Annotated in this window: 16 protein-coding genes and 2 pseudogenes; 14 read left to right on the forward strand and 4 right to left on the reverse strand. The window is 57.5% G+C overall.

The window, feature by feature from the left end; all coding sequences use genetic code 11:
• Positions 1-67 precede the first annotated feature (67 nt).
• The 11 genes and pseudogenes from LGM89_RS07970 to LGM89_RS08020 all read left to right on the forward strand — a co-directional run bounded on the left by LGM89_RS07970 (position 68) and on the right by LGM89_RS08020 (position 15,376).
• On the forward strand, positions 68-1,309 hold the full coding sequence (locus tag LGM89_RS07970) for a cyclic nucleotide-binding domain-containing protein (protein ID WP_319001501.1): 1,242 nt from the start codon (positions 68-70) through the stop codon (positions 1,307-1,309).
• 13 nt (positions 1,310-1,322) lie between these two features.
• A complete protein-coding gene (locus LGM89_RS07975; RefSeq protein WP_174975841.1) occupies positions 1,323-2,087 on the forward strand; it encodes a flagellar motor protein in 765 nt (254 codons plus the stop codon).
• A 39-nt stretch (positions 2,088-2,126) separates the two neighbouring features.
• On the forward strand, positions 2,127-2,807 hold the full coding sequence (locus LGM89_RS07980) for a flagellar motor protein MotB (RefSeq protein WP_226272786.1): 681 nt from the start codon (positions 2,127-2,129) through the stop codon (positions 2,805-2,807).
• A 169-nt stretch (positions 2,808-2,976) separates the two neighbouring features.
• The gene (locus LGM89_RS07985) at positions 2,977-4,839 is read left to right on the forward strand and encodes a methyl-accepting chemotaxis protein (protein WP_226272787.1); all 1,863 of its coding nucleotides are present in this window, start codon (positions 2,977-2,979) and stop codon (positions 4,837-4,839) included.
• A 105-nt stretch (positions 4,840-4,944) separates the two neighbouring features.
• The gene (locus tag LGM89_RS07990; protein ID WP_226272788.1) at positions 4,945-5,238 is read left to right on the forward strand and encodes a hypothetical protein; all 294 of its coding nucleotides are present in this window, start codon (positions 4,945-4,947) and stop codon (positions 5,236-5,238) included.
• Entirely contained in the window at positions 5,208-5,732 is a 525-nt protein-coding gene (locus LGM89_RS07995) for a hypothetical protein (protein WP_226272789.1), read from the forward strand. The genes LGM89_RS07990 and LGM89_RS07995 overlap by 31 nt, the downstream gene beginning before the upstream one ends.
• A 182-nt stretch (positions 5,733-5,914) precedes the next feature.
• Positions 5,915-8,530, forward strand: a complete 2,616-nt coding sequence (locus LGM89_RS08000; RefSeq protein WP_226272790.1) for a hypothetical protein — start codon at positions 5,915-5,917, stop codon at positions 8,528-8,530.
• A gap of 236 nt (positions 8,531-8,766) precedes the next feature.
• Entirely contained in the window at positions 8,767-11,052 is a 2,286-nt protein-coding gene (locus LGM89_RS08005) for a hypothetical protein (protein WP_226272791.1), read from the forward strand.
• Between the two features lie 236 nt (positions 11,053-11,288).
• Positions 11,289-11,927: pseudogene (locus tag LGM89_RS08010) on the forward strand (transposase); the annotation flags it as partial.
• Positions 11,928-12,173: 246 nt separating this feature from the next.
• Positions 12,174-14,399, forward strand: coding sequence for a hypothetical protein (locus LGM89_RS08015; RefSeq protein ID WP_226272792.1), 2,226 nt, complete (start codon positions 12,174-12,176; stop codon positions 14,397-14,399).
• A gap of 680 nt (positions 14,400-15,079) precedes the next feature.
• Complete coding sequence (locus LGM89_RS08020) at positions 15,080-15,376, forward strand: hypothetical protein (RefSeq protein ID WP_089429160.1); 297 nt, start codon at positions 15,080-15,082, stop codon at positions 15,374-15,376.
• Positions 15,377-15,584: 208 nt separating this feature from the next.
• On the opposite strand, the gene LGM89_RS08025 is transcribed toward LGM89_RS08020, so the two are convergent.
• From LGM89_RS08025 to LGM89_RS08035, 3 genes are all read right to left on the reverse strand, one after another.
• Positions 15,585-16,826, reverse strand: a complete 1,242-nt coding sequence (locus LGM89_RS08025) for a metal-dependent hydrolase family protein (protein ID WP_226272793.1) — start codon at positions 16,824-16,826, stop codon at positions 15,585-15,587.
• A 12-nt stretch (positions 16,827-16,838) separates the two neighbouring features.
• Positions 16,839-18,155, reverse strand: coding sequence for an MFS transporter (locus tag LGM89_RS08030; protein ID WP_226272794.1), 1,317 nt, complete (start codon positions 18,153-18,155; stop codon positions 16,839-16,841).
• Positions 18,156-18,292: 137 nt separating this feature from the next.
• Positions 18,293-19,204 (reverse strand): LysR substrate-binding domain-containing protein, encoded by a 912-nt coding sequence (locus LGM89_RS08035; RefSeq protein WP_226272795.1) that lies wholly within the window; start codon positions 19,202-19,204, stop codon positions 18,293-18,295.
• A 183-nt stretch (positions 19,205-19,387) separates the two neighbouring features.
• Here LGM89_RS08035 and LGM89_RS08040 point away from each other — a divergent pair, with 183 nt between their 5' ends.
• From LGM89_RS08040 to LGM89_RS08050, 3 genes and pseudogenes are all read left to right on the forward strand, one after another.
• Entirely contained in the window at positions 19,388-19,798 is a 411-nt protein-coding gene (locus LGM89_RS08040; RefSeq protein ID WP_089428115.1) for a TIGR02594 family protein, read from the forward strand.
• 7 nt (positions 19,799-19,805) lie between these two features.
• Positions 19,806-19,928, forward strand: a pseudogene (locus LGM89_RS08045) (glutathione S-transferase); the annotation flags it as partial.
• Between the two features lie 6 nt (positions 19,929-19,934).
• Positions 19,935-20,117, forward strand: a complete 183-nt coding sequence (locus tag LGM89_RS08050) for a hypothetical protein (RefSeq protein ID WP_089497497.1) — start codon at positions 19,935-19,937, stop codon at positions 20,115-20,117.
• Between the two features lie 50 nt (positions 20,118-20,167).
• Here the strand turns inward: LGM89_RS08050 and LGM89_RS08055 are convergent, their stop codons facing one another.
• Complete coding sequence (locus LGM89_RS08055) at positions 20,168-21,604, reverse strand: efflux transporter outer membrane subunit (RefSeq protein WP_226272796.1); 1,437 nt, start codon at positions 21,602-21,604, stop codon at positions 20,168-20,170.
• Positions 21,605-21,622 lie beyond the last annotated feature (18 nt).

The following is a 21,622-nucleotide window of genomic DNA, read 5'->3' on the forward strand; positions in this document are numbered from 1 at the left end:
TCGCGATCACATGCTTTCGACGTGCGACGCGCAGTCCGAAAAAAATCAGCGCAGCAGGGGAATCGACGTGAATCGTCAGCAATCGTGGACGCGTACAGCGGCGCCCGGGGAGATCATTTACTCCGAGGGTTTTGCGGGTGAGCCCGTCATCTTCTTGATCACCGACGGCAAGGTCGAGCTGTCCACGCGATGCGACGACAAGCGCGTCGTCGTCGCGACACTCGGCCGCGGCGAGTTCTTCGGTGAATCGGCGCTGCTCGCAGCCGAGCCCCGTGCGCATACCGCGAAGGCGCTTTCATTCTGTCAACTGACGGTCGTGCCTGCCGGCATGCTCGACGACGAAATCGAGCGCGTGTCGGCGCTGCTGCGTCACATCGTGCGAACGATGATCCGCCGCGTGAAGCGCAAGGACGATCAGCTCGCCACCTACACCCATGCCGACTTCATGCCGGGCGTGCTGTCGTATGCGCATGTGCTGTCGTTGATGGCGGGCGCCGAAGCGCGCGATGGCGGCGATACTTGGGCGCGCCGGCCGATGCAGGCCCATGCGGCCGAAACGTCGGTGCCGCTCGCCGACGTGATCCGCAAATGCCGCGCGATTGCCGGCCACTCGCGGCCGCACGTGCTCGCGATGCTGCGACGCATGGAGAAGCTCAATCTCGTCACGATCGAAGCGGCGCAGACGGACCATGCGGGCGGGGCGGTCGACTATTCTGCGTCGTCGGATGCACGCCAGGTCGTCACGTTCGACGCCGCGCGCGTGATCGATCGCGCGCAGCAGGTGGCCGATCACGATCTCGACCTGTCGATCAACAGCGAACTCGAACTCATCGAGCTGGCCGACCTCGAAGCGCTGATCGGCGTCGAGAAGACGATGCTGCTCAACAAACTGTCGAACGGCGAGATTGCCGACGAGTTGTTCGCGTTCCGCAAATCGAAGGTGCTCAGTTACGTCGAACAGAAGGGCGTGACGTACTTCTCGCGACGCAACGCGCGACGTGGAGAGGTGCGTGCGCTGGAGGATCTTGTGTCGATCGACCAGCGCACGCTGTTCGACGTCATCAGCGCGTTCGATACGTACGATCTCGCGAAGCTGATCGCGAATCTCGACGATCGCGCGGTGGCCGACAAGCTGTTTTCCGTGATGACCGAGGCGCGGCGCAACGAGGTGTCGTGGGTGATGCGCCGTGAGCTCAAGCTCGATCCGGTCGAGGTCGAGGATATCGAGCAACGCGTGCTGGATGCCGTGCGCGCGGCGAAGTCGCCGGCGGTGGGCACGGCGCCTGTCGCATCGGCATCGGACGCCTGACGAGGAGACGCGCATGGATCTGTTGACCCTGGCCGGTGTGCTGTTGGGCGGCGCGGCGATCGTGTTCGGTTTCGCGCTGGAAGGCGGGCATTTCTCGATGCTGTTCCAGTTCGAGGCGCTCGTGATCGTGCTCGGCGGCACGCTCGGCGCGGTGATGATCCAGAACACCTGGGCGCGCTTCTTCGATGCGGTGAAGCAGCTGCGGCTCGCGTTCGTGCGGGCACGCGAGGTCGATCGCAAGAACCTGTCCGACCTGCTCGAATGGGGCGACCGCGCGAAGCTCGACGGGCTGCTCGCGTTCGAATCGATGGACGTGAGCGGCATCCATCCGTTCGCGCGCCGCGGGCTCGAACTGCTGGCGAACGGCGTATCGACTGCCGTGCTCGAAGACGCGTTGCAGCGCGAACTCGATGCCTACGAACGCAGCCGCCTTGCTGCCGCACGCGTGTGGCAGCAGGCTGGCGGGTATGCGCCGACGTTCGGCATTCTCGGGTCGGTGCTCGGGCTCGTGCAGGTGACGAGCCATATTCTCGAACCGGCACAGCTCGGGCCGGGCATCGCGGTCGCGTTCATCGCGACGCTGTACGGGCTGGCGTTCGCGAACCTCGTGTTCCTGCCGCTTTACGGCAAGCTGCGCGCGCAGATCGACAGCGAGCTGCGGTTTCGCAAGCTGTATCTCGACGGCTTGCTCGCGATATCGCGCAAGGAATCGCCGCATACGATCGAGACGCGCCTGACCGGCGACGTGCGCGGTCGCGCGGTCGAATCGCTCGCGTGATGCGCGTGTGCCGTACGACGAACCCGGAATGCCAATCGCATGACTGCTCGAACTGACGGCGCATCCGCCGCCGATCGCGACGACGACGAACTCGAAGGCGCGCAATCCGGCCGCTGGCTGATTTCGTACGCGGATCTCATCACGACGCTGATGGTGCTGTTTCTCGCGTTGTACGTGCTCCAGCTCGCGAAATACAACGCGCTCGATGCGCGGTACCAGACGCTCGCGCGGCATGCGGAAATCGCGGCGAGTGCATCAACTGCTGCTACCGCTGCCGTGACGCCTGAGCACTCGCCGCCCTGGCTCGCGTTGCTCGAATCGTTGAAGTCGAACGGCCGAATCTCGCTCGTGAAAGCGCCGCATGGCGTCGAGATCGGCATCGACGCGAAGATCCTGTTCAATATCGGCGATGCGCGCCTGCTGCCCGATTCGTCGCCCGTGCTGAATCAAATCGCGCAGGCACTGAGCGATCACGCGACCGGCGACATTCTCGTCGAAGGGCATACCGACAGCGTGCCGATCGCGAACGCGAAATACGAATCGAACTGGGAACTGTCGTCGGCGCGCGCAGGGAGTGTCGTGCGCTACCTGACCGAGCGCGGCGTCGCCCCGCACCGGCTCGCGGCGATCGGGCGGGCCGATACGCAGCCGCTCGTCGCGGGCGACGATGCCGCCGCGCGGGCGCGCAACCGGCGTGTCACGATCTTCGTTGCATACTGATTCGCGCTGAATTTTCGTTGTTCGCGCATCTATAAGCGGCCGCATATGTCCGCCTGACAACAACATAACGAATCTCGCATGATAAACATGTGAAATCAGCGATGCGGTTCTGCGCGTGCATGCCGATAACCCAAACTGGCTCAGACCGAGCGGTTATCGAGGGTTCCCCATGCATTTCTGGCGCAAGCTTTCCATACAGAACAAGCTGATTCTCAGCATGACGAGTTGCCTGCTCGTGTTCGTCGCGATCTCGAGCGGACTCAGCATCCGCCTGATCGGCAACGCGGTGCGCGATCGCGTCGTGCGCGAAGAGCTGCCGACGGCCGTGAACGGCATCCGCGCCGACGTGCAGCGACAGATGGCCGGGCCGATCGCCGCGTCGCGGATTCTCGCGCGCGATGCGTTCCTGCTGCAATGGGAAGCCGACGGCGAACCCGACGCCGGCACGCGCAACTGGATCCAGCTCGCGAAGAACGTGAAGGACGAACAGAAGGCGGCGTCGGTGCAGTGGGTGTCCGTGAAGAGCGGCAACTACTACAACGAATCCGGCCTGCAGCGGAAGGTGACCGACAAGGATCAGTGGTTGACCGGCTTCCTGTCGTCCGGGAAGGCGTTCGACGTGAACATGGACCGCGAGGTGACGGTCGGCGGTTACATGATGTTCATCAACAGCCGTGTCGAGCTTGATGGTGTGCCGATTGGTGCGGCCTGTATGAGCCTGTCCGTCGATGCGCTCGCGAAGGGTATTGCTGCTTACCGGATCGGCGAGACCGGGTTCGCGTATCTCGTGCGTCCCGATGGCGCGATCATGATGCATCGCGATACGGCGCTGATCGATGGGAAGCATTTCATGAAGGATCAGCAGGGGTTGCCGGGTGATGCGTCGGCGACGCTGTTGGCTGGTCATCCGTATGCGTACCTGAGCTACAACGGTGATGGCGGCGCGCGTTTCATCGCGACGTCGTTCATTCCGGAGTTGAATGCGTATGTGGTCGTCGAGGTGCCGCAGGCGGAACTGCTCGGGCCGGTGACGCGTGCGATTCGTAGCGCTGCGCTGGTTGCGGCGGTGGTGGGGCTGGGTGTCGCACTGCTCGTGATCTGGCTGGTGGGGCGTGCGATTGCCGCGCCGATTCGTCGCGCGGCGACGCTGCTGTCGGAAATCGCCAGCGGGCAGGGTGACCTTACGCGTCGGATGACGGTCGAGAGCCAGGACGAGATCGGGCAGTTGTCGGATGCGTTCAACCGGTTCGTGTCGTCGCTGTCGACGCTGGTGCACAGCATTCGCGCGGCTTCTTCGTCGATTGCGACCGGGTCGGCGCAGATTGCTACCGGGAATGCGGACCTCAGTGAACGCACCGAAGGACAGTCGAGCAACCTGGAGCGCACGGCTTCTTCGATGGAAGAGATCACGGCCGTGGTGCGGAACAACACCGAAACGGCGACCACGGCCGCGAAGATGATCAACGGTGCTGCCGATACGGCGGCGCGTGGTGGGCAGGTGGTGGGTGAGGTCGTGACCACGATGCAGGAGATCAGCGACGCGTCGCAGCGGATCTCCGAGATCATCGTGATGATCGACAGTATTTCGTTTCAGACGAACATTCTTGCGCTGAATGCGGCAGTGGAAGCGGCACGGGCCGGGGAGCAGGGGCGCGGGTTTGCGGTGGTGGCTTCTGAGGTGCGGAATCTGGCGCAACGCAGTGCGCAAGCGGCGAAAGAGATCAAGACGCTGATCGAGCATAGCGCGGGGACGGTGAATACCGGGTCGCGGCTGGTGAGTGAGGCGGGGAAGGTGATGCGCGATGTGGTGTCGCAGGTTCAAGGCGTGAGCGCGATGATGAGCGAGATCGCCGAGGCGAGCCTGGAGCAGAGCGCCGGGATTGATCAGATCGGGGACGCGGTGCAGTCGCTCGATCAGATGACGCAGCAGAATGCGGCGCTGGTGGAAGAAAGCGCGGCGGCTGCGGCGAGCTTGAAGCAGCAGGCGGCGGAATTGACTCGATTGGTGTCGGCTTTCAAGGTGGATGAGTAAAGTCTGATTCGCGATTTAGAATAAGGCGTTTCTGAGGGACGGCTGCCGTGGATTCACGGCAGCCGTTTTTGCATGTCGGCGCGGGATTCGGTAACGCTTATAAAAATGAAACGCATTTCCAAGTGGAAGAGTGGGGTGGGGGCGGTGGTGCTCGTCGCGGTGGCGGCTGCGGTGGGGGCGAAGGTTGTTGGGTCGCCGACGTATTCTTATCTCGCTTATCGGGAGAAGGTTGCGGCGGAGGTTGGCGCGGCTAGAATGGAAGATCAGGCAGATCAAGACAAGAAATATACGGCCGAGGTGAATGCGCGGTTGGTTAAGCTTGTTGGAGCGGTTAAGGCGAAAGGGTTTCCGGGAAGGCGGAGAGTAACGTGCAAAGTGTCGTGCCCGATGATGGGATGACGCCTGGGCCGGATGGGCTGCTCTTGAAGTCTGATGACGGAAAGATGAGTCTTCTGGTTACGATAGTTCCGCTATTGAAGGCTTGGGCGAAGAGGGCGGATGCGGGGGTCAAGTCCACGGATGATGTTGCCGTTATCTTCGATAACGAGACTTTTTATACGGATGTGTTCGCCGATGACGCAGCGGCGTTTCGGTTTGCCGAGTTGCCAGTGAAGCGGAAACCGGCTGATGCGGTGGTGAAGGCGTTGCTACTCGGGGAAAGCCAGGATGGGGTGCCGGACGGGCCGAATACGTTGGCGGTCTTCGTCGAGCAAGGAGAGCGGGTTTATGTCCTTTGGCGGGAAGCGAAGGTGCCGGGGATTGTGGCTTGTGGGGTGGGGCGGGTGGATGAGGAGCAGAGGCAAGACTGCTTCGCGAAGCACTTGCCTGATCAGAAGCACTATTTGCGACTTAGGCTTGAGGCACAATCCATCGCTGATTCAGTCGTTCAGTAGCTGGTTTTTTAGGAAATTCTGCGAGCGATACATGAGATCATGTAAATTATCAGAAATTGATGCCCCTGCTTAATGGTATTGCCTCCCGATGCAGGGGTAAGCGCAGCGCTAAGATAGAAAGTTCATGGCGTATGCCGTGAGAGTGTTGTGTAACGAAAAGATCAACTGTAGGAGACCTTCACTTGAATCAATTGACGCCGAATGTGGCGAAATCTTCTCGCGTACTTATTAATTTGGACCAGAAAGACAGCGCTGAACCTCGGTCGGTAGATCAACTCGTCCAACGCAAGCGCTACGATCATCTCCGACAACAGATTATCAGCCATCTGGAATCGCTAGAGATCGCGGGATTTAATCCACAGAATGAATATCCGATGGGTAGTGGTTGGACCCAGTTCTTAGATGGAACTCGAGGAGCGGGGAAATCGACATTTCTAAGTTCGGTGAAATTTGCTCTCGAAACTGATCCCGATGTGAAGAGTCGAATGGCTTTTATTGCTTCGATTGATCCAAGTCGAATTGAGCGTAGTGGAATTATATTACTCGTAATTCTACAGCACCTTCGGAAGTGTGTCGAAAACGCGCTCAAAGAGAGTCGACGGACTGAAGATGAATGGCTTCGTGAGGACTGGCGAAGAGCCTTTAAGGGTGTCGCGGGTGGGTTAAGTCTCTTTGTGAAGGATTATCATCCACTTAACGATCTTGATCCCGATCTGTTTCTTGACTGGGGGCTGGAGCGCGCAAATGATAGTGCCAATTTGAGGACTAAGCTACACCGGCTGTTTACGACTGCCTGCCGTATTCTTGGGGTTCGTGCGCTTATGCTGGCTTTCGATGATGCTGATACGGATTCTTCGCATGCGATTAATCTATTAGAGTGCATTAGAAAATATTTGGATACTCCGCTAGTGATGGTATTAGTGACCGGTGATCTGGAGCTCTATTCGTTACTCGTTCGCCAGCACTTCGCTGCGACTGTCGTTGGAAAACCCGAGGCGGCTCTCGAGCTACAGCGTAGATCAAAAGAAGGAGATCGATCGGGGCAATACTTGCGCATGATTGATCATCTAGAAGAACAGTACTTGCTAAAATTGTTTCCGATTCGCCGGCGTACGCAATTACAGCCGCTGTGGAGCGTCATAGCTGATGCGGAATACGCGGTGACGCATATGGGTTGGGGCGGGGATCGTGCTGTCAAGGAAGTTGTTCGTGAGATTGTTTTGCGCGGTTTACGTGTTAAAACAGGTTCTGATATCGATGTATATGTGGAGTTTCTGCTAAAACAGCCATTACGCTCAACGTTGCAGGTTATGGCGAGTTGCGCGCCATACTTGGGTGCGAAATCGGGGGCCGCAACTTGGTCGTCTGATTTGACTGTTGCGCTTAGCCGTGCCCTGCAGGGTTTGGCATTAACCAGTCTTTATAAGTTTTCGATCGATACTGACGCTATTGCTGCGGGAGAGTTGCCGGCTTTACTGCAAGCTGTTTTCGACCTCTCTTTGTTAGATGGGGATATTGACACTGCATTGTATCTTCGGCCGATGTCGGCGGAACGTGATATCAAATCCTGCTTTGCTGCGCTTGCCGCTGAGGTGCCCAATCTATGTGCGAAGAATCCCGGGACTGCGCTTCGTTACCTTCTGCGAGGACCTGGCAGTGTCTCGCTCTATTCTCTGGTTCGCGCTCAACCAGGTGCGAAGGATTTGCTTTCATCAATAGATCTTGTCAATCAATTCAAGTCATATATAGGAATTGGCCGAAGAGAGGACAGTCTTGATTGGGCACGGCGGGCGTCTGCCGTTATCTCGTTTCCTTATGGTACCAACCCCAAGGCTCGAGTCGTACTTCCTGGTGTTGTTGGGCTAAATCGGAAAGGGCGCAAATCGGAGCACACGGCTCGTACCGTAATCCAGCGTGCCATCGGGCATAGGGGAATCAAGTGTCTGCCAGTTTTTGCACTCGGTATGGTCGATGTGGCAAGTGCAAGTGGAACTCGCACATACGGATCTATTTTTATGCTTTTGGGGGTAGTTGAAAAACTGCTGTCTGCAAATTCGACAAAAGATGCTCGAGTTATTTTCGATCGCGCGTATCCTTCGCTAACAGTTTCCGCGCCGAGCTGGTCGTCATTTGGTGGTGCGGAAGGTTTAGATGATGGAGGGGATCAGGAAGAAACGTCTGGGGATGAGGCGGTAAAGCAAGAAAATCTTTGGAATGAGATCAAGAAATGGTGGGAGGCTGCACAGAAGCTGGCTGAGGAAATTGCACCGTCGGCTGTCTTTCTTGGCAAGGTTTGGACGCGACTATTTTTCAGTTTGCAGAAAGCCGCTGATGACCTGAAGCCACGGACTGGTTTTGGCGATGTAATGGAGATTTATGCGCTTTGCATAATCAATGCGTTTCTGGTCGAGGAGGCTGAACATCATATGCCTGTTACCTCTGGGGCCGAATCCTGTGAGCGTATTGATAGAAGCAATCCTCGAACTTCAGCGTCCACATTTGCTAAGAAGCTTCAGGCGATGTCGCTGACGCGTAGTAATTTTCCATTGACCTCGATCATCACAACGTGTCCCCTGATCCTAGGGCTACTTGATGAGAACCAAGGATATGAGAACTCTCTGAAAAATTTGTTCCCTGATGGGACCGAGGCAGATGCAATCAAGGCACTTTTGCGTCCAAAGGCACTTACGGATCTTATGAAGAAAGTGTCAGTTGCAGGGGAGTCGAGAACCAGAGCGAGACCCGTTAAGTCGGCAGCTGCTGCCTCTGGTGATGCTGGCGAGGCCTTAAAAGAATGAGCGCACAGGCCGCTTCAATCGGGTCATTTATCTCGGCCCTACTTTTGTCTGATAATCGTATCCTGAGAATTTCTTGGGAAGCCCCGTTCGTACGACCTCTTGAATGGTCTGAGTTACGAGAGTCGACCTATCTTGCTTTTCAGCCTTGGGCTGCGCGTTTTCCAGATCATGTGTTCGACTCTGCCTGGAGATATTTAGCCCTCCGGCAGCCAAGGCCGGGAGTATTGCTTGGCACGATGCAATCACTGATTGATGAATTTCTGGAGCGACGGCATGGCGAAACTCGGGTTCGTCATGATCTTTTGGGTGCATGGCAACAAGGTCTGGCCAGTCGGATTTCCTCAATACCAATTCAAGCAGCAGCAGACGTATTCTTCGAAATAGGGCGGTATTCTTCTGCTAATGCGTACAATTTTCAGTCAGCCTCTCATGATCAAAATCTTGCGCCATGGTGGCGCCAGACGGTGCCACTACTTCGATCGGAAGAGGCTGCGATTGCTGATTATGTCGAAAGGGAAGGTTTGCATGAGACGCATTTGCATTTAAATGGTAGTACTCATGCGGAAGTTTGCTGGTTACGAGCGATTCATGATCCGTATACGGAGGTTCGAGCATTTGTTGATGGATGGACCCGGGGCAAACATGCAAAGCATCTCCGGGAACTTGTCGGGCAAGTAAATCCCGATTTGACACCGCCGGTTCTCTATCGGCACCTGCGTGCGGCTGGGCGTCTTCGTACTTGGTTAATTGGTGCTGCCGATGGTCGAATCGTACCCAATGCACAGTTTCCCGTGTCGTGCGAGTACCTATGTAGTGCGGATAACGATGAATGGTCTGCGGGTCTGACGGATGTGGCGCTCGTATGGCAGCAGAAGCATGATGTAGGCGTTGAGATTTCGTGGATGGCCCGTCTCGTTGCTAAGCTCCGAGAGCGCCCAAGCGTTCAGCTCACGCGAATGTTTCACACGTATCTGCTGTTGTTGAATGAACACTATCGACTGCTTGTGCAGAGCGAGGCGCAGTATGGCTTTGATCAATTTCAGAAGTTCACTTTAACTGAGCTCCGCGATCCGGCGGAGCACGACTATCGCATGCGCTTTCAAGCCATGCACGGTTTTAGGCCCGCGATTAGTACCGTTGGATACCTCGAAGGGCGCTTCGCGCCAAAAGATAATCTCCGAAAAGCTTATGGTCTTTTTAAAGCTATCTTAGGCGGTTATCTGGAGTATCTTCAGAGCGCTCCTGCTTCCGGATTCCAGTATGGTCGGCTTCCGTGCACCCTGTCAGGGGTATTGGCCGAACTGTCACGACATTTCGAGCAGCCGACTGCAGAGCACCGAAGTATTCATCGCCTCACACTCGTGGCACATTTTATTAAGCAACCGTGGTCACCACTGCCGAAGCAAAAGGCTGGCCCATATCGGCACTACTCGCTAGATCGTCAACTGCGCCGCACGGTGGGAGTGCTGCTCTCGTGCTTAGCACAATGGCCTCGACTTCAGAACTGGGTGCGAGGCGTTGATGCCGCTGCGAACGAATTACACGCTCCTCCCGATGTTTTCGCGCCTGCGTTCCGAGTCTGTAGACGGGCTGGTCTGACTCGACGTACATACCATGCGGGTGAAGACTTTCGCCACTTGTTGTCCGGAGTTGCAACGATGTGGGAGGCTCTGACTTTGCTTGATTTACGGGACGGTGACCGTATTGGGCATGGTACGGCTATGGGGATCAATCCACGCCTGTGGGTTGAGCGCATGCCTGGGACAGTCAGTTTGGCTCGCGGAGAGTGGATGCTTAGCGTTTTATCAGCATGGCAACTGTTGCGAGAAATCCCTGACTCACATGAGTGTGCCCATCGGTTGAAGAGCGAGTTGGAAGATGTCGCCTCTCAAATATTTCGGTGCTCGCTAACAGCTCGTGATGTAGAGCGAGTAATGGCGCTTCGAGGGCTAAGTCGTCGGGATGTGATGCGATATCAGACTGATGACGTGACTTCTCTAAGTGAGTCATTGAGCGAGATTTGGCGCGAAGAGACCTTGCTGGTTGACGCTGCGTACAGAGATCAACCGCAGGATATGGCTCTGCTGTGGAGGTGGTTGAGTGACGAGGATGTGCTGGAGCGTTCGCACGAATTAGTCGAAAGGGAGACCTGCTTCGTGGATGCATCGAGTTACCTTAGGCTACAGCAGGCACTGATGCAACAAGTAGCTGATCGAAGGGTACTTATCGAGACGCTACCGTCCAGTAACGTTCGGATTAGTCAGTACCATCATGTGGGTGAACATCATTCATTGCGTTGGATGCGGGTTCCGGGCTACGTCGAAGTGGGCGACCCTGAGATCATGGTTTGCCTTGGGTCCGATGATCCTGGGATATTTGCGGGCGATCTCGAAACGGAGTTCTATCTGCTATACACCGCACTGAGACGATCCGGACTTGGTGATTCTGATGCCCTACATCGTTTGAGCGTGTTGAACGAGCGTGGTAGAACCTATCGATTCCATCATCCCCTGCTGTCTTGATCGAGAAGAGGTGCGTGTCTACACAAATGACGACTGTGAGCCACGGATCTATAGCACCGTGGCCGCGTGAGGCTGTGGAACGAGGTGATGCTCATCTTTGTCAACTGTCTGGACTGCTGGGGGCATGAACGTGCAGTGCACATGGCGGGCACAAAGGCCGAGCCCGTCGCCGACACGGCAGGACCTATCCGTGATTTCGTGGGCGAGGCATATCATGAGGTGTAAAGGCCATGGATATGCCGATGAAGAAAAAGAGACAAACTGTAGCGCGTCAGGCAGCGGCCCGAGGGCCGCTGCCTGAACTGCCCAAGGAACTGCTGGACCAGTTGGTCAAGGGGCCGATGTCGCCGGCCGAGGTGCAGGATCTGATGCTGGCATTCAACAAGGCGGTCATCGAGCGTGCGATGGGCGCCGAGATGAATCTGCATCTGGGCTACCCACCGGGCCAGCCTAAGCCGCCCGGTCAGGGCAACGAGCGCAACGGCGCCAGCGGCAAGACGGTCATTACCGATCGCGGCCCGGTCCGAGTCGAGGTGCCCCGTGATCGCGACGGCAGCTGCGAGCCTATCCTGATCCCCAAGCATGAGCGCCGTTTCACCGGCTTCGACGAGCGCATCATCGCGATGTACGCACGCGGTATGAGCGTGCGCGAGATTCAGGGATTTCTGGCCGAGCACTACGGCACTGAAGTCTCGCCCGACTTCATCAGCTCGGTCACCGACGAGGTGATGGCCGAAGCGCTGACGTGGCAGAGCCGCCCGCTCGAAGCGATGTATCCGGTCGTGTTCTTCGACGCGCTGCGGGTCAAGATCCGCGACGACGGCGTGGTCAGCAACAAGGCCGTCTATCTGGCCTTGGGCATTCAGGCCGACGGCGGCGAGCAGGAAGCCACGAGGATATTGCTCTGGCGGTTGCCTTGCTAGTGGCTTCGGACTATCTGACGGGCGGAGTTTTACTCTTGGACGGCGGTTTGAATCTCAAGCAACCAAAACGCAACGTACGACAACGTGTGATACCGTAATTGGGCGAAAAACTGATGAAAGATTGGCGTGCTTCTACAGTCAATCCAGGAAAATCTCTGAAGGTGTTAAATTAAATCATAAGCCATCTAGGTAAAAATGGTGAAAATCAAAAACATTACAACCAAAATTAGGCCGATAAAAAAGTTATTTATTCTTGGCAAAAATGATTTTGAGTCTCTGTTTAAAATAATCTCAGAAATATCGCGAGAAATTGATGCGGCATTCAATTTAATACTGCCAGACGATGAATTACTTTGGTCGGATATAACTCAGGAATTCATCGCGCGGCACGATCCCGATTTGATTTTTAATTTTTCGCAAATAGATAATGAAAGATTGAAATCTCACTTCGATGTAGTCTCTGTCACGCCGAACGACGGTCAATGGAAAATTGCCAAATTTGGCACGCAGTTGATGTCATTCACACATCTCCCCAAGCTTGCTGAACGATTCGGTGTAACTTTGCCAGCGCGGGTCTATGCAGCAAATCACCTCGATACCGAACCGCGTTGTTTGTTTAATGCAATTAACTTCGGCTTCGTCAGAGATCCCGCTGATCTTCACTGGGAAAACAGCATTTTCTCATCGGTTTCTGTTGAGCCCGTCCCGGATGACAAATCGATTGACGAGTTGATTTTCGATCGCGATTCGAATTTTTTAACCTTGTCAAGCTTTCTTGGCACTGCAGCTGGGCAAGGAAGCAGCGTATACGAGAAGGATTTTAATCTGGAAAAATATTTCCATAAAGGGAGGTGTATATTCGTAACTCCTGCGGACAATATAAGCGGCATTGCTTACTTCTGGAATATGAGGGCCACTCACGGATGGAGCGAAATTTCATGGGTGCCATTGGAGCTCGCGAAATCTCTTAAGGACTTGGCCGTAGATTTTGAGGCGGTTGTTTTTGTTGATGACTTTTCTCAAGAATCTATTGTCGAAATATTTCCTTCGGATAAATTGCTTCGCTTGGATAGGTACTACTTTAGCGGCGCAAATGATCGATGGAAGAATTTTGAGCATAATCAGGTGATTGCTTTGACGGATCGGCATCTTACCGTCCATCACCCGCAGGCTCTCAGTTTTTCCGACATCGGAATTGGTGGTGCTTTCGTGATGGAGGTTCGCGGATTAACTGAATTATCTTATCCGGCGAGGGCGAGTTCTTGGAAGTTATTCGAAGAAAAATCCTCATTTGCAGATCTTTTTGCTCATAAATTTCGCAGAATATCAAGATTTGGGTTGGCCTGTTATTGTTTGGATTTAAGTTTCAATCATAGCGACCTGTTTGTCTCATTCGATGTTCCGGGGTTTTGCGATATTATTAATAATCATTTTAGCGCATTATGCCTGGAGGCTAGTAAAACCAATAAAAGCTCACTTTTGGAGCAGCTGCTAAGTTTGATGGGAGGGGTGGGTGGGGTCCATTTGATATCTTCGGAGACGATCTTTTCATTGTTGATGTCAATGACGCCGACTGTGCGGACTGAAAAGGCTATACAAAAAATTATAGGGGGAGCCTCCAATGGAGACGCAACCGAGCGAATAATGGAACTGGTTTCGCAGGCGCGTGGCTCGGGGGCACTTGTTTTTCCGGAAATATCCCATACCGCAGAGGAGTTATCCAGTAAAGCATCGATAAAAAAGAAAGACAAGCCAGATTTTTTTATTAGATTGCAGAAACTTTACGATAGAAAAATTTTCTTAAGAGGGAAAAATTTCCCTTGTATGCATTGTGGTAGCAGAATATGGATTCCTCTCGAGTCAATTCAGGGAATTAACTACTGCCCTGAGTGTGGAAATGAGACGTCCATTCCGGTACATAACGAAGGAATTGCGGCGAACGATTATTTTCGCCTGAATCAATTAATAGTTCGAGCAGCCGACCAAGGACAGTTGGCTACTGCGTTAACGGTAAATTTTTTTGCACAACAAAATTATCGAGTTTTTGATTTTATTTCGAATTTAGAAATAAGAAGGCTTGAAAATACGGAAACAGATATCGACCTGATTTTGCGGATTGGAATGCGCTTGGGTGTCGCGGAGTGCAAAACATATGGTGGATTTGATGAGTGTCAGATTCAATCTTTGTTGGAAATGGCGTGTTTATTGAAATATAATTTTGCTGTTTTTTCGTCGCTTCTACCAAGTAAGTCCGGCGAGCTGATGGCGGTGGAAGATTTTATAAGAAAAATGAATGTTAAAATCCCTGTCTTCATATTAAGTGCAGGGGCGATATTTAGTCCTGAGAATTTTAAAATTGGCAAGTATTTTGAAGCTCGAGAAATCCGCGGCGATTTTCCCTCTGGGCCAATCATTCTGGGCTAGGAATGCTGCAAGCTGACTTTGGCGCCTAGGATCAAGGTCGCATATGGTGCTTGTTTGCCTCTAGGCGGCAGTTCCCATATGGCACCTATGCATTTGCGAATGGCCGCCTATGTGCTCGGAGCGCCTCCGTTGCACCTTCGCGAACGTCCCTTCCGGGCCGATTGTCGACATTGGTATTGGTGGCGGCAACCATACACGATTGACGTTCCAACCCAGTTCTTAAGGTACGGCCGCAAGCGGCCGTTCGTCATCCTCGCGTTGAGCGCTATCGATCATGTGCCATACTACTTAAGAAGAGTTGCGGTCGAGATATTCCCGCAATTGAAATGGTTCGGCGTCGATCGGCCTTGGTAACTCGTTGGGTACAAAATCTCCAAGTCACTGACCTGAGGCATCAGGCGAGGGCACTCCTGCTTCCTATACCTAACGGCCAATCCCCCCAATCCCCCATTTCTGAGATGCCATTCCGACTACACTGGTCTTGAAGCCTAGCTTCTCGCCATCGGAAGTAGAACGTAGTCCCCTTCGCACCAATGGTCGAACGAAAGTCGTCTTGCCCAACAAGACGTAGCGCAGGGGGAGAAAGAAGGGGAAACCCAAGGCATCAAAGAAGCGCGGGCCGCATGGGCGGCAACCCATACGACCCGCTGACCACCACCAACTCACACCAGGAGTCGGAAATGGCTGACGCCAATACTAAGCCACGTCGTAGAAAGAACAAACCGGTCAACATGCAAAAGACGTTTGAGCTGGTCCTGCGCAACTACCCGGACCTTCCCAAGCGAGGCTGGCCGTATCTGCCGTGGATGAAGGCGATCGACATTGATTTCAAGATCTTCGGATTCAAGCCTGGCGACCGCGTATACGTGGACGCCAACTACGCGACCCGGCAGATCACGATCACGCCGGATTACAGCCAGTTGGCGTTGCGAGAGCAGCCGTACCACGATCTTGACCGTGGACCGTCGACGCTATAACGCCTGCAAGGGCCGCTTGATGCGGCCCTAGCGAGTGGAAGGCAGGCGTTTCCCGAATGCGACTGACTGCCGGGGCGACACCGCCCCGGCCATTGCCGCAAACGCCGCGACTCCCACCTCCAGCCACCTTCAACAACTGTCACGACCGCAAGGCCCGTGAGGCGACACGTCGCCTGCCGAAACAGCCGAATGGCGTCAAATCATCAATTCAACGCCCACTGGCTTGCCGCTTCACAAGCGCCCCCCGCTGCAACACATACTCGACTCGCGCGCCTTCATCGGCCACGACTCCGATATCCTCAAGCGGATTCCCATCCAGCACGACGAGGTCGGCGATCGCCCCCACGGCAACCACCCCAAGCTGCCCTTGCATGTTGACGATCTCCGCCGCCACGGTAGTCGCCGACCTGAGCGCTTCCAGATTCCCCAGCACCTCCGCCCGAATCCGAAACTCTCCGCTTTGAAACGCGTGCATTTCCCCGAGCAGATCCGACCCGAACCCCATCTTCACGCCGGCGTTCGCATAGATTTCCAGCGATTCGCGTCCTTTCTGCTGAACGGAAGCCACCTTTGCCACCGAATCCGGCGGCATCCCGAACTCCGCGCCGTGTTTGGCAAGCGCGTCATAAGTCACAAGCGTAGGCACCACAAACGCGCCATGCTCGTGCATCAACTTCGCCGCAGCCTCATCCACAAGATTCCCATGCTCGATCGTCCGCACGCCGCATCGCACCGCCCGAGCAATCGCCCGCCCCGTATACGCATGCGCCATCACATAAGTATTCGCGGCCTCGGCTTCATCCACGATGGCCCGAATCTCATCCTCCGAATACTGCGTGTTCGCAATCGGGTCGGTCGGCGAAGCGACGCCACCTGACGCCATGATCTTGATCTGCGTCGCGCCTTTCTGAATTTCTTCACGCACGGCGAGCCGCACACCTTCGACCCCGTCCACCACCCGAGCGATCGCCCCCGTCCTGAAACAGCAAGAACAAGGCTCCAGCAAATCCCCGCGAGGCCGAAAGTCCCCATGTCCGCCGGTCTGCGACAACGCCTTTCCCGACGGAAAAATCCGCGGCCCCGACACCAGCCCGGTTTCGACCGCCTGCATCAAGCTCCAGTCCGCGCCCCCGGCATCCCGCACGCTGGTAAACCCACGCGACAACATCGCATCGAGAATCGGCAACGACCGAATCGCGGCAAGAATATTCGGCTGCGTTGCATTCACACCGAGATTCGCATTCGAAGCCAGCACATGCACATGGCAATCGATGAACCCCGGCATCACGGTCTTGCCGCGCACGTCGATCACCTGCGCATTCGGAAAATCCACCGGCCGATCGGTGACTTCGACGATCCGTTCGCCGTCGATCACGACATGATGATGTTCGAGCAGAACGCCCCGTTCGAGATCGAGTACGTTGCCGCCTTGCAGCACGGTAATGGTCATGGATAGAGATCCTTATCGATTGACGGAAGCGCCACGCTTGGCGTCTTTCACGAAGCGCGTCCCGATGAAGCTGACGGCCGCCGCAAGCGTCACGTAGAAAGCAGGCGCCATGTTGCTGCCGGTGCGGGCGATGAGCCACGTGATCAGGAACGGCGCGAAGCCGCCGAAGATCGTGACCGCGAAGTTGTAGGCGACGGACAGCCCGGTCGACAGCACCTTGGTCGGGAACAGTTCGGCGAACGCCGCGAGGATCGGCCCCGTGTAGGTCGCGATCAGCACGCCGAACACGGCCTGGAACACGATCAGCGACGTGAACCCGGGCGCATGGTTGATCCACGCGAACATCGGCCACGCGAGTACGAAGATGGCCAGCGCCGATCCGGACAGGAACACGCGCCGTCCCCACACGTCGGCGAGCCGGCCGACGATCGGCGAGCAGCACATGATCATCAGCCCGCCGACCATGCCGGCCGCGAAGCCGGTCGATTGCGGCAGATGCAGCGTGCGCACGGAATACGTCGGCATGTAGAAGAGCAGCACGTAGGTGCAGACGGTCCACAGAATGACCATCGAGAAGCTCGCGAACGTCTCGCGCGGGTAGGTGGACAGCACTGTCTTCAGCGGCGAGCTTTCTTTTGCCTGCGCTTCGACGGCGCTGAATGCGGGCGTCTCGTCGATATGGCTGCGGATGTAGTAGCCGACCGGCCCGACGATGATCCCGAGCAGGAACGGCAGCCGCCAGCCCCAGCTATGCAGCGCTTGCGTGTCGAGCGAGGTCGTGACGAAGGTGCCGGTCGCGGCGCCGAGCAGCACCGCGAAGCCGATGCTCGACTGGATCCAGCTCGAGTAGTACGCGCGCTTCTCCGGCGGCGCGTATTCGGTGAGGAACGCGGTGGCGCCGCCCATCTCGCCGCCGGCCGAGAAACCCTGCAGCAGCCGCGCGACGACGATCAGCAGCGGCGCGGCGACACCGGCCTGTTCGTAGGTCGGCGCGAGCCCGATGAGCGCGGTGCCTGCGGCCATCATGAGGATGGTGAGCGACAGCGCGGCCTTGCGCCCGACCTTGTCCGCGTAGATGCCGAGTACGATGCCGCCGACGGGCCGCATGAAGAAGCCGACGCCGAACGTCGCGACGGTCAGCAGCACGGACGTCAGTTCGTTGCCGGTCGGAAAGAACAGTTTCGCGATGATGACCGCGAAGAAGCTGTAGACGGTGAAATCGAACCATTCGAGACCATTGCCGATCACGGTCGCGACGATGGCGCGGCGGCGCTGCTGCACTGCCGCATCGACGGCAGGCGCGGCGCGCGGGGAAAGCGTTCCTTGCATGGTCTCTTCCTCTATCGGAATCAAGACGGGACGGCTGCCCCGCGTGAACCCCATGCTAAGGACAGCGCGATTTTTTTTTGAAACGAAAGATTTGCATGCACGCATGCGCTGGACGCATGCATTGCGTGATGGATCGGTCAGGGCGCCGTCTGCCGCTCCGCCTGTTCGAACAGCCAGCGTGTGAACAGGCGTGCGGCGTGGTTCTGCGCGCGGTCGTTGGGCGAGATCACGTAGTAGCCGCCACCGTGGCTCGCGGATGCGTCGGTCACGCGCACGAGCAGCCCGGCCTCGATGCACGCATCGATCATGTAGCGCCAGCCGAGCGACACGCCCTGGCCGAGAATCGTCATCTGCACGATCTGCGGATACGAGTTGATGGTGATGTCCTGCGGCCGTGCCTTCTGCCGGTCGATGTCGTTCTGGTCGAACCATTCGGACCACGACATCCATTGACGCTGGCCATCCTCGAGACGCAGTAGCGTCTCGTTCGCAAGATCGGCTGCGTCGAGCGTGCGGCCGGCCAGATAGCCGGGCGCGCAGACCGGAAACACTTCCTCGTCGAACAGGCGCCGCGCGGTGTATTCGGCCGGCGCCTGCTGGCGCACGTAGTAGACGCCCACGTCGAACTCCGCCGGCGACATCGACGCGAGCCCGTCGCGCACGATCAGCCGCAGCTTGATGTCCGGATAGGCGGCGCGAAACTCGGGCAGGCGCGGCGTGAGCCACAGCAGCGCGACGCCCGACGAGCATGCGATCGTCAGTTCGAGATCGCCATAGGGCTTCATCACATCGTGCGTGGCTTCCGCGCATTGCGTGAGGAGATGGTGCACCTGCGCGGCGTATTGCTCGCCGGCGATCGTCAGCCGCAGCGAACGATGTTCGCGCACGAACAGCGAGCGGCCGAGGAATTCCTCGAGCTGCTGGATCTGTCGGCTGATCGCGCTTTGGGTCAGGTGCAGCTCGGCGGCCGCGCGCGTGAAGCTCGCATGCCGCACGGCGGCTTCGAACGCGATGAGGCACTGAAGGGGCGGCAGGGGCGTGATGCGCATGGCAGCTTGGGAGGTCGAGGAGGCTGCCGATATGATACGAGCGGATCGAAAGGAAATCACAAGGAAGCAGGGTGCCCCAGTCACCGCATTCATGCGAAGATTGGCCGCACAACACACTCGCCCGAGAACGACGTGACCCTATTCAACCCTGAGAGCAAACCGGACGCCGCCCATCCGCCGTGGATGCCTGTCGCGATGGCCGAACTCGGCATCCGCCGCCATCCGCCCGGCAGCATCAACCCGCGCATCGTCGAATACAACAACCAGACGAACCTGGTTGGCTACGACGACAAGATTTCCTGGTGCTCGTCCTTCGTGAACTGGTGCATGACGCACGCCGGCATTCGTGGCACGGGGTCGGCGCTTGCGCGTTCGTGGCTCGAATGGGGGAGGCCGCTGGAACGGCCAGTCTACGGTTGCATCGCGATCCTGACGCGCGACGATCCCGCGAGCTGGAAAGGGCATGTTGGTTTCTACCTGCGTCACGACGACGAACAGGTGTATCTCTTCGGCGGCAACCAGCTGGAAGAAGTCCGCGAACTCGCGTACCCGTTGAACGAGGTGATTGGCTACCGCTGGCCCGACGCCGCATGATCACCGCATGCTGAACCGTCTGGTGCTGAACGACGATCCGGTGCCGCAGCGTCTCGCCGACTATGCGCGTGCGCAGTGGGAACGGCCGTCGGTGCAGCGCTGGGTCAAGCTGAAACGGCCGCCGCTGTAATTTGCAATGAATGTGCTCGGCCCGATCCTCATCGTGCTCCTGCTGGCTGCCGGCGTGTTCGTTGCGATCCGGTTCTGGCACAAGCCCGTCACGCGTATCGTTACCGTCATCGCGGGGCTGGGCATCGCGTGGGCGGCGGTCTATCTGATCGCGTTGTCATCGGTCAAATGCCTGGGATCGTGCGGTTGACGAGCGGGGCGCCGGCAAGCCTGGAGGCCGGCGCCGTATCGTGATCGCGCTCAGTTCTTCGCCACTGCCTCCACTTCCGGCCCACCCGCCGCGTCATTCCTGCTCCACCCACCCCCAAGCGACCGATACAGCGCCACAGCCGCCAGCGCATGTTCACGCTTGACCTGATTCAGCGAATCCGAATCCCGCAGATACACCTCCTGCGCGGACAGCACATCCAGAAAATCCGTCGCACCGCCCTTATAGAGCTGATTCGCCAACCCAAGCGCCTTGTCCGATGCAGCCAGCGCACTACCCAGCCTGCGCGTTGCCTCATCGGAACTGACGAGATTCGCCCGCGCATCCTCGACTTCCCGCAACGCCTGCAGCATCGTCTGCCGCAACCCGAGTTCCGACTCGCGCATCCGGCTTTCGCTCTGCGAGATATCGGCCGTAATCCGCCCCGCATTGAAAATCGGGCTCGTCGCACTCAACGCCGCACTGAACAGGTTATCGGTCAACGTCGGCAACCCGAGATAAGAAGCCGCCAGAATCCCGTCCGTCAGGTTCAAAGAAAACTTCGGATACCGCTCGGCCTTCGCCACGCCGACTTGTGCCGCCCGCCGCTCGACCTGCGCATACGCCGTCAGCACATCCGGCCGCCGCAGCAACGCCTGCGAAGGCAGCGTCCCCGGTGCACCAATCGGCGGCGCAGGAATCTCCCCGGCCTGTACCAGCAAGAGCCGATCGACCGATTCCGGCGTCCTCCCCGAATACACCGCAATCAGATTGAGCTGATGCGTAATCTGCGCCTGCGTCGGCGGAATCCGCGCTTCGAGTGCATCGAGCTGGTTCTGCGCACGCGTGACGTCAAGCTCGGTCGACAGCCCGAACGCCTGCCGCTTGCGCGTGAGTTCGAGCGCATGCTGGCGGATCTTCGCGTTGTCCTGCAGGATCTTCAGTTCCTGCTGCGCCCAGCGCAGATCGACATACGCGGAAGCCGCATCGGCCGCGAGCGCGAGCCGCATCGCATCCTCCGCATGCTTCTGCCCGACGAGCTCGGCTTGCGCGGCAAGCAGGTCGAGCCGTTCACCGCCAAACACATCCGGCGACCAGCTCAACGCGAGCCCCGCGCCAGCCTGCCGCACATAGCCGAGCGGCGGCGGCGTGTTCTGCCGTGCATCGGCCGCATGCGCGGTCGCGTCGAGTTCGGGCAGCAGCACCGCGCGCTTCTGCACGGTCAGCGCCTGCGCCTGCTTCACGCGTTCGGCTGCTGCCTGCAGATCGAGGTTGCCGTCGAGCACGGTGGCGATCAGCCGGTCGAGCGCGGGATCGTGGAATTGCGCCCACCACGCGGCGGCGTCGATGTCCGCACGCGGCACATCGGTGTCCCATGCTTCCGGCGCGAGCGTTCGAACCGAATCCTGAAGCGCCGGATGCTGCGCGGGCTGCACCGCACATCCTGCGGCGAGTGCGCTGACGGCGAGGGCGACGAGAAGTTTTTTCATGATAGTGATGACCTCAAC

It is taken from the genome of Burkholderia sp. AU31624, from assembly GCF_020420065.1.
Classification (GTDB): domain Bacteria; phylum Pseudomonadota; class Gammaproteobacteria; order Burkholderiales; family Burkholderiaceae; genus Burkholderia.

What these genes read in the sequence shown, in the direction of transcription:
- LGM89_RS07975 (WP_174975841.1), top strand. Translation starts at nt 1,323, where the DNA reads ATGGATCTGTTGACCCTGGCCGGTGTGCTGTTGGGCGGCGCGGCGATC.
- LGM89_RS07980 (WP_226272786.1), top strand. Translation starts at nt 2,127, where the DNA reads ATGACTGCTCGAACTGACGGCGCATCCGCCGCCGATCGCGACGACGAC.
- LGM89_RS07985 (WP_226272787.1), top strand. Translation starts at nt 2,977, where the DNA reads ATGCATTTCTGGCGCAAGCTTTCCATACAGAACAAGCTGATTCTCAGC.
- LGM89_RS07990 (WP_226272788.1), top strand. Translation starts at nt 4,945, where the DNA reads ATGAAACGCATTTCCAAGTGGAAGAGTGGGGTGGGGGCGGTGGTGCTC.
- LGM89_RS08005 (WP_226272791.1), top strand. Translation starts at nt 8,767, where the DNA reads ATGCAATCACTGATTGATGAATTTCTGGAGCGACGGCATGGCGAAACT.
- LGM89_RS08020 (WP_089429160.1), top strand. Translation starts at nt 15,080, where the DNA reads ATGGCTGACGCCAATACTAAGCCACGTCGTAGAAAGAACAAACCGGTC.
- LGM89_RS08025 (WP_226272793.1), bottom strand. Translation starts at nt 16,826, where the DNA reads ATGACCATTACCGTGCTGCAAGGCGGCAACGTACTCGATCTCGAACGG.
- LGM89_RS08030 (WP_226272794.1), bottom strand. Translation starts at nt 18,155, where the DNA reads ATGCAAGGAACGCTTTCCCCGCGCGCCGCGCCTGCCGTCGATGCGGCA.
- LGM89_RS08035 (WP_226272795.1), bottom strand. Translation starts at nt 19,204, where the DNA reads ATGCGCATCACGCCCCTGCCGCCCCTTCAGTGCCTCATCGCGTTCGAA.
- LGM89_RS08040 (WP_089428115.1), top strand. Translation starts at nt 19,388, where the DNA reads ATGCCTGTCGCGATGGCCGAACTCGGCATCCGCCGCCATCCGCCCGGC.
- LGM89_RS08050 (WP_089497497.1), top strand. Translation starts at nt 19,935, where the DNA reads ATGAATGTGCTCGGCCCGATCCTCATCGTGCTCCTGCTGGCTGCCGGC.
- LGM89_RS08055 (WP_226272796.1), bottom strand. Translation starts at nt 21,604, where the DNA reads ATGAAAAAACTTCTCGTCGCCCTCGCCGTCAGCGCACTCGCCGCAGGA.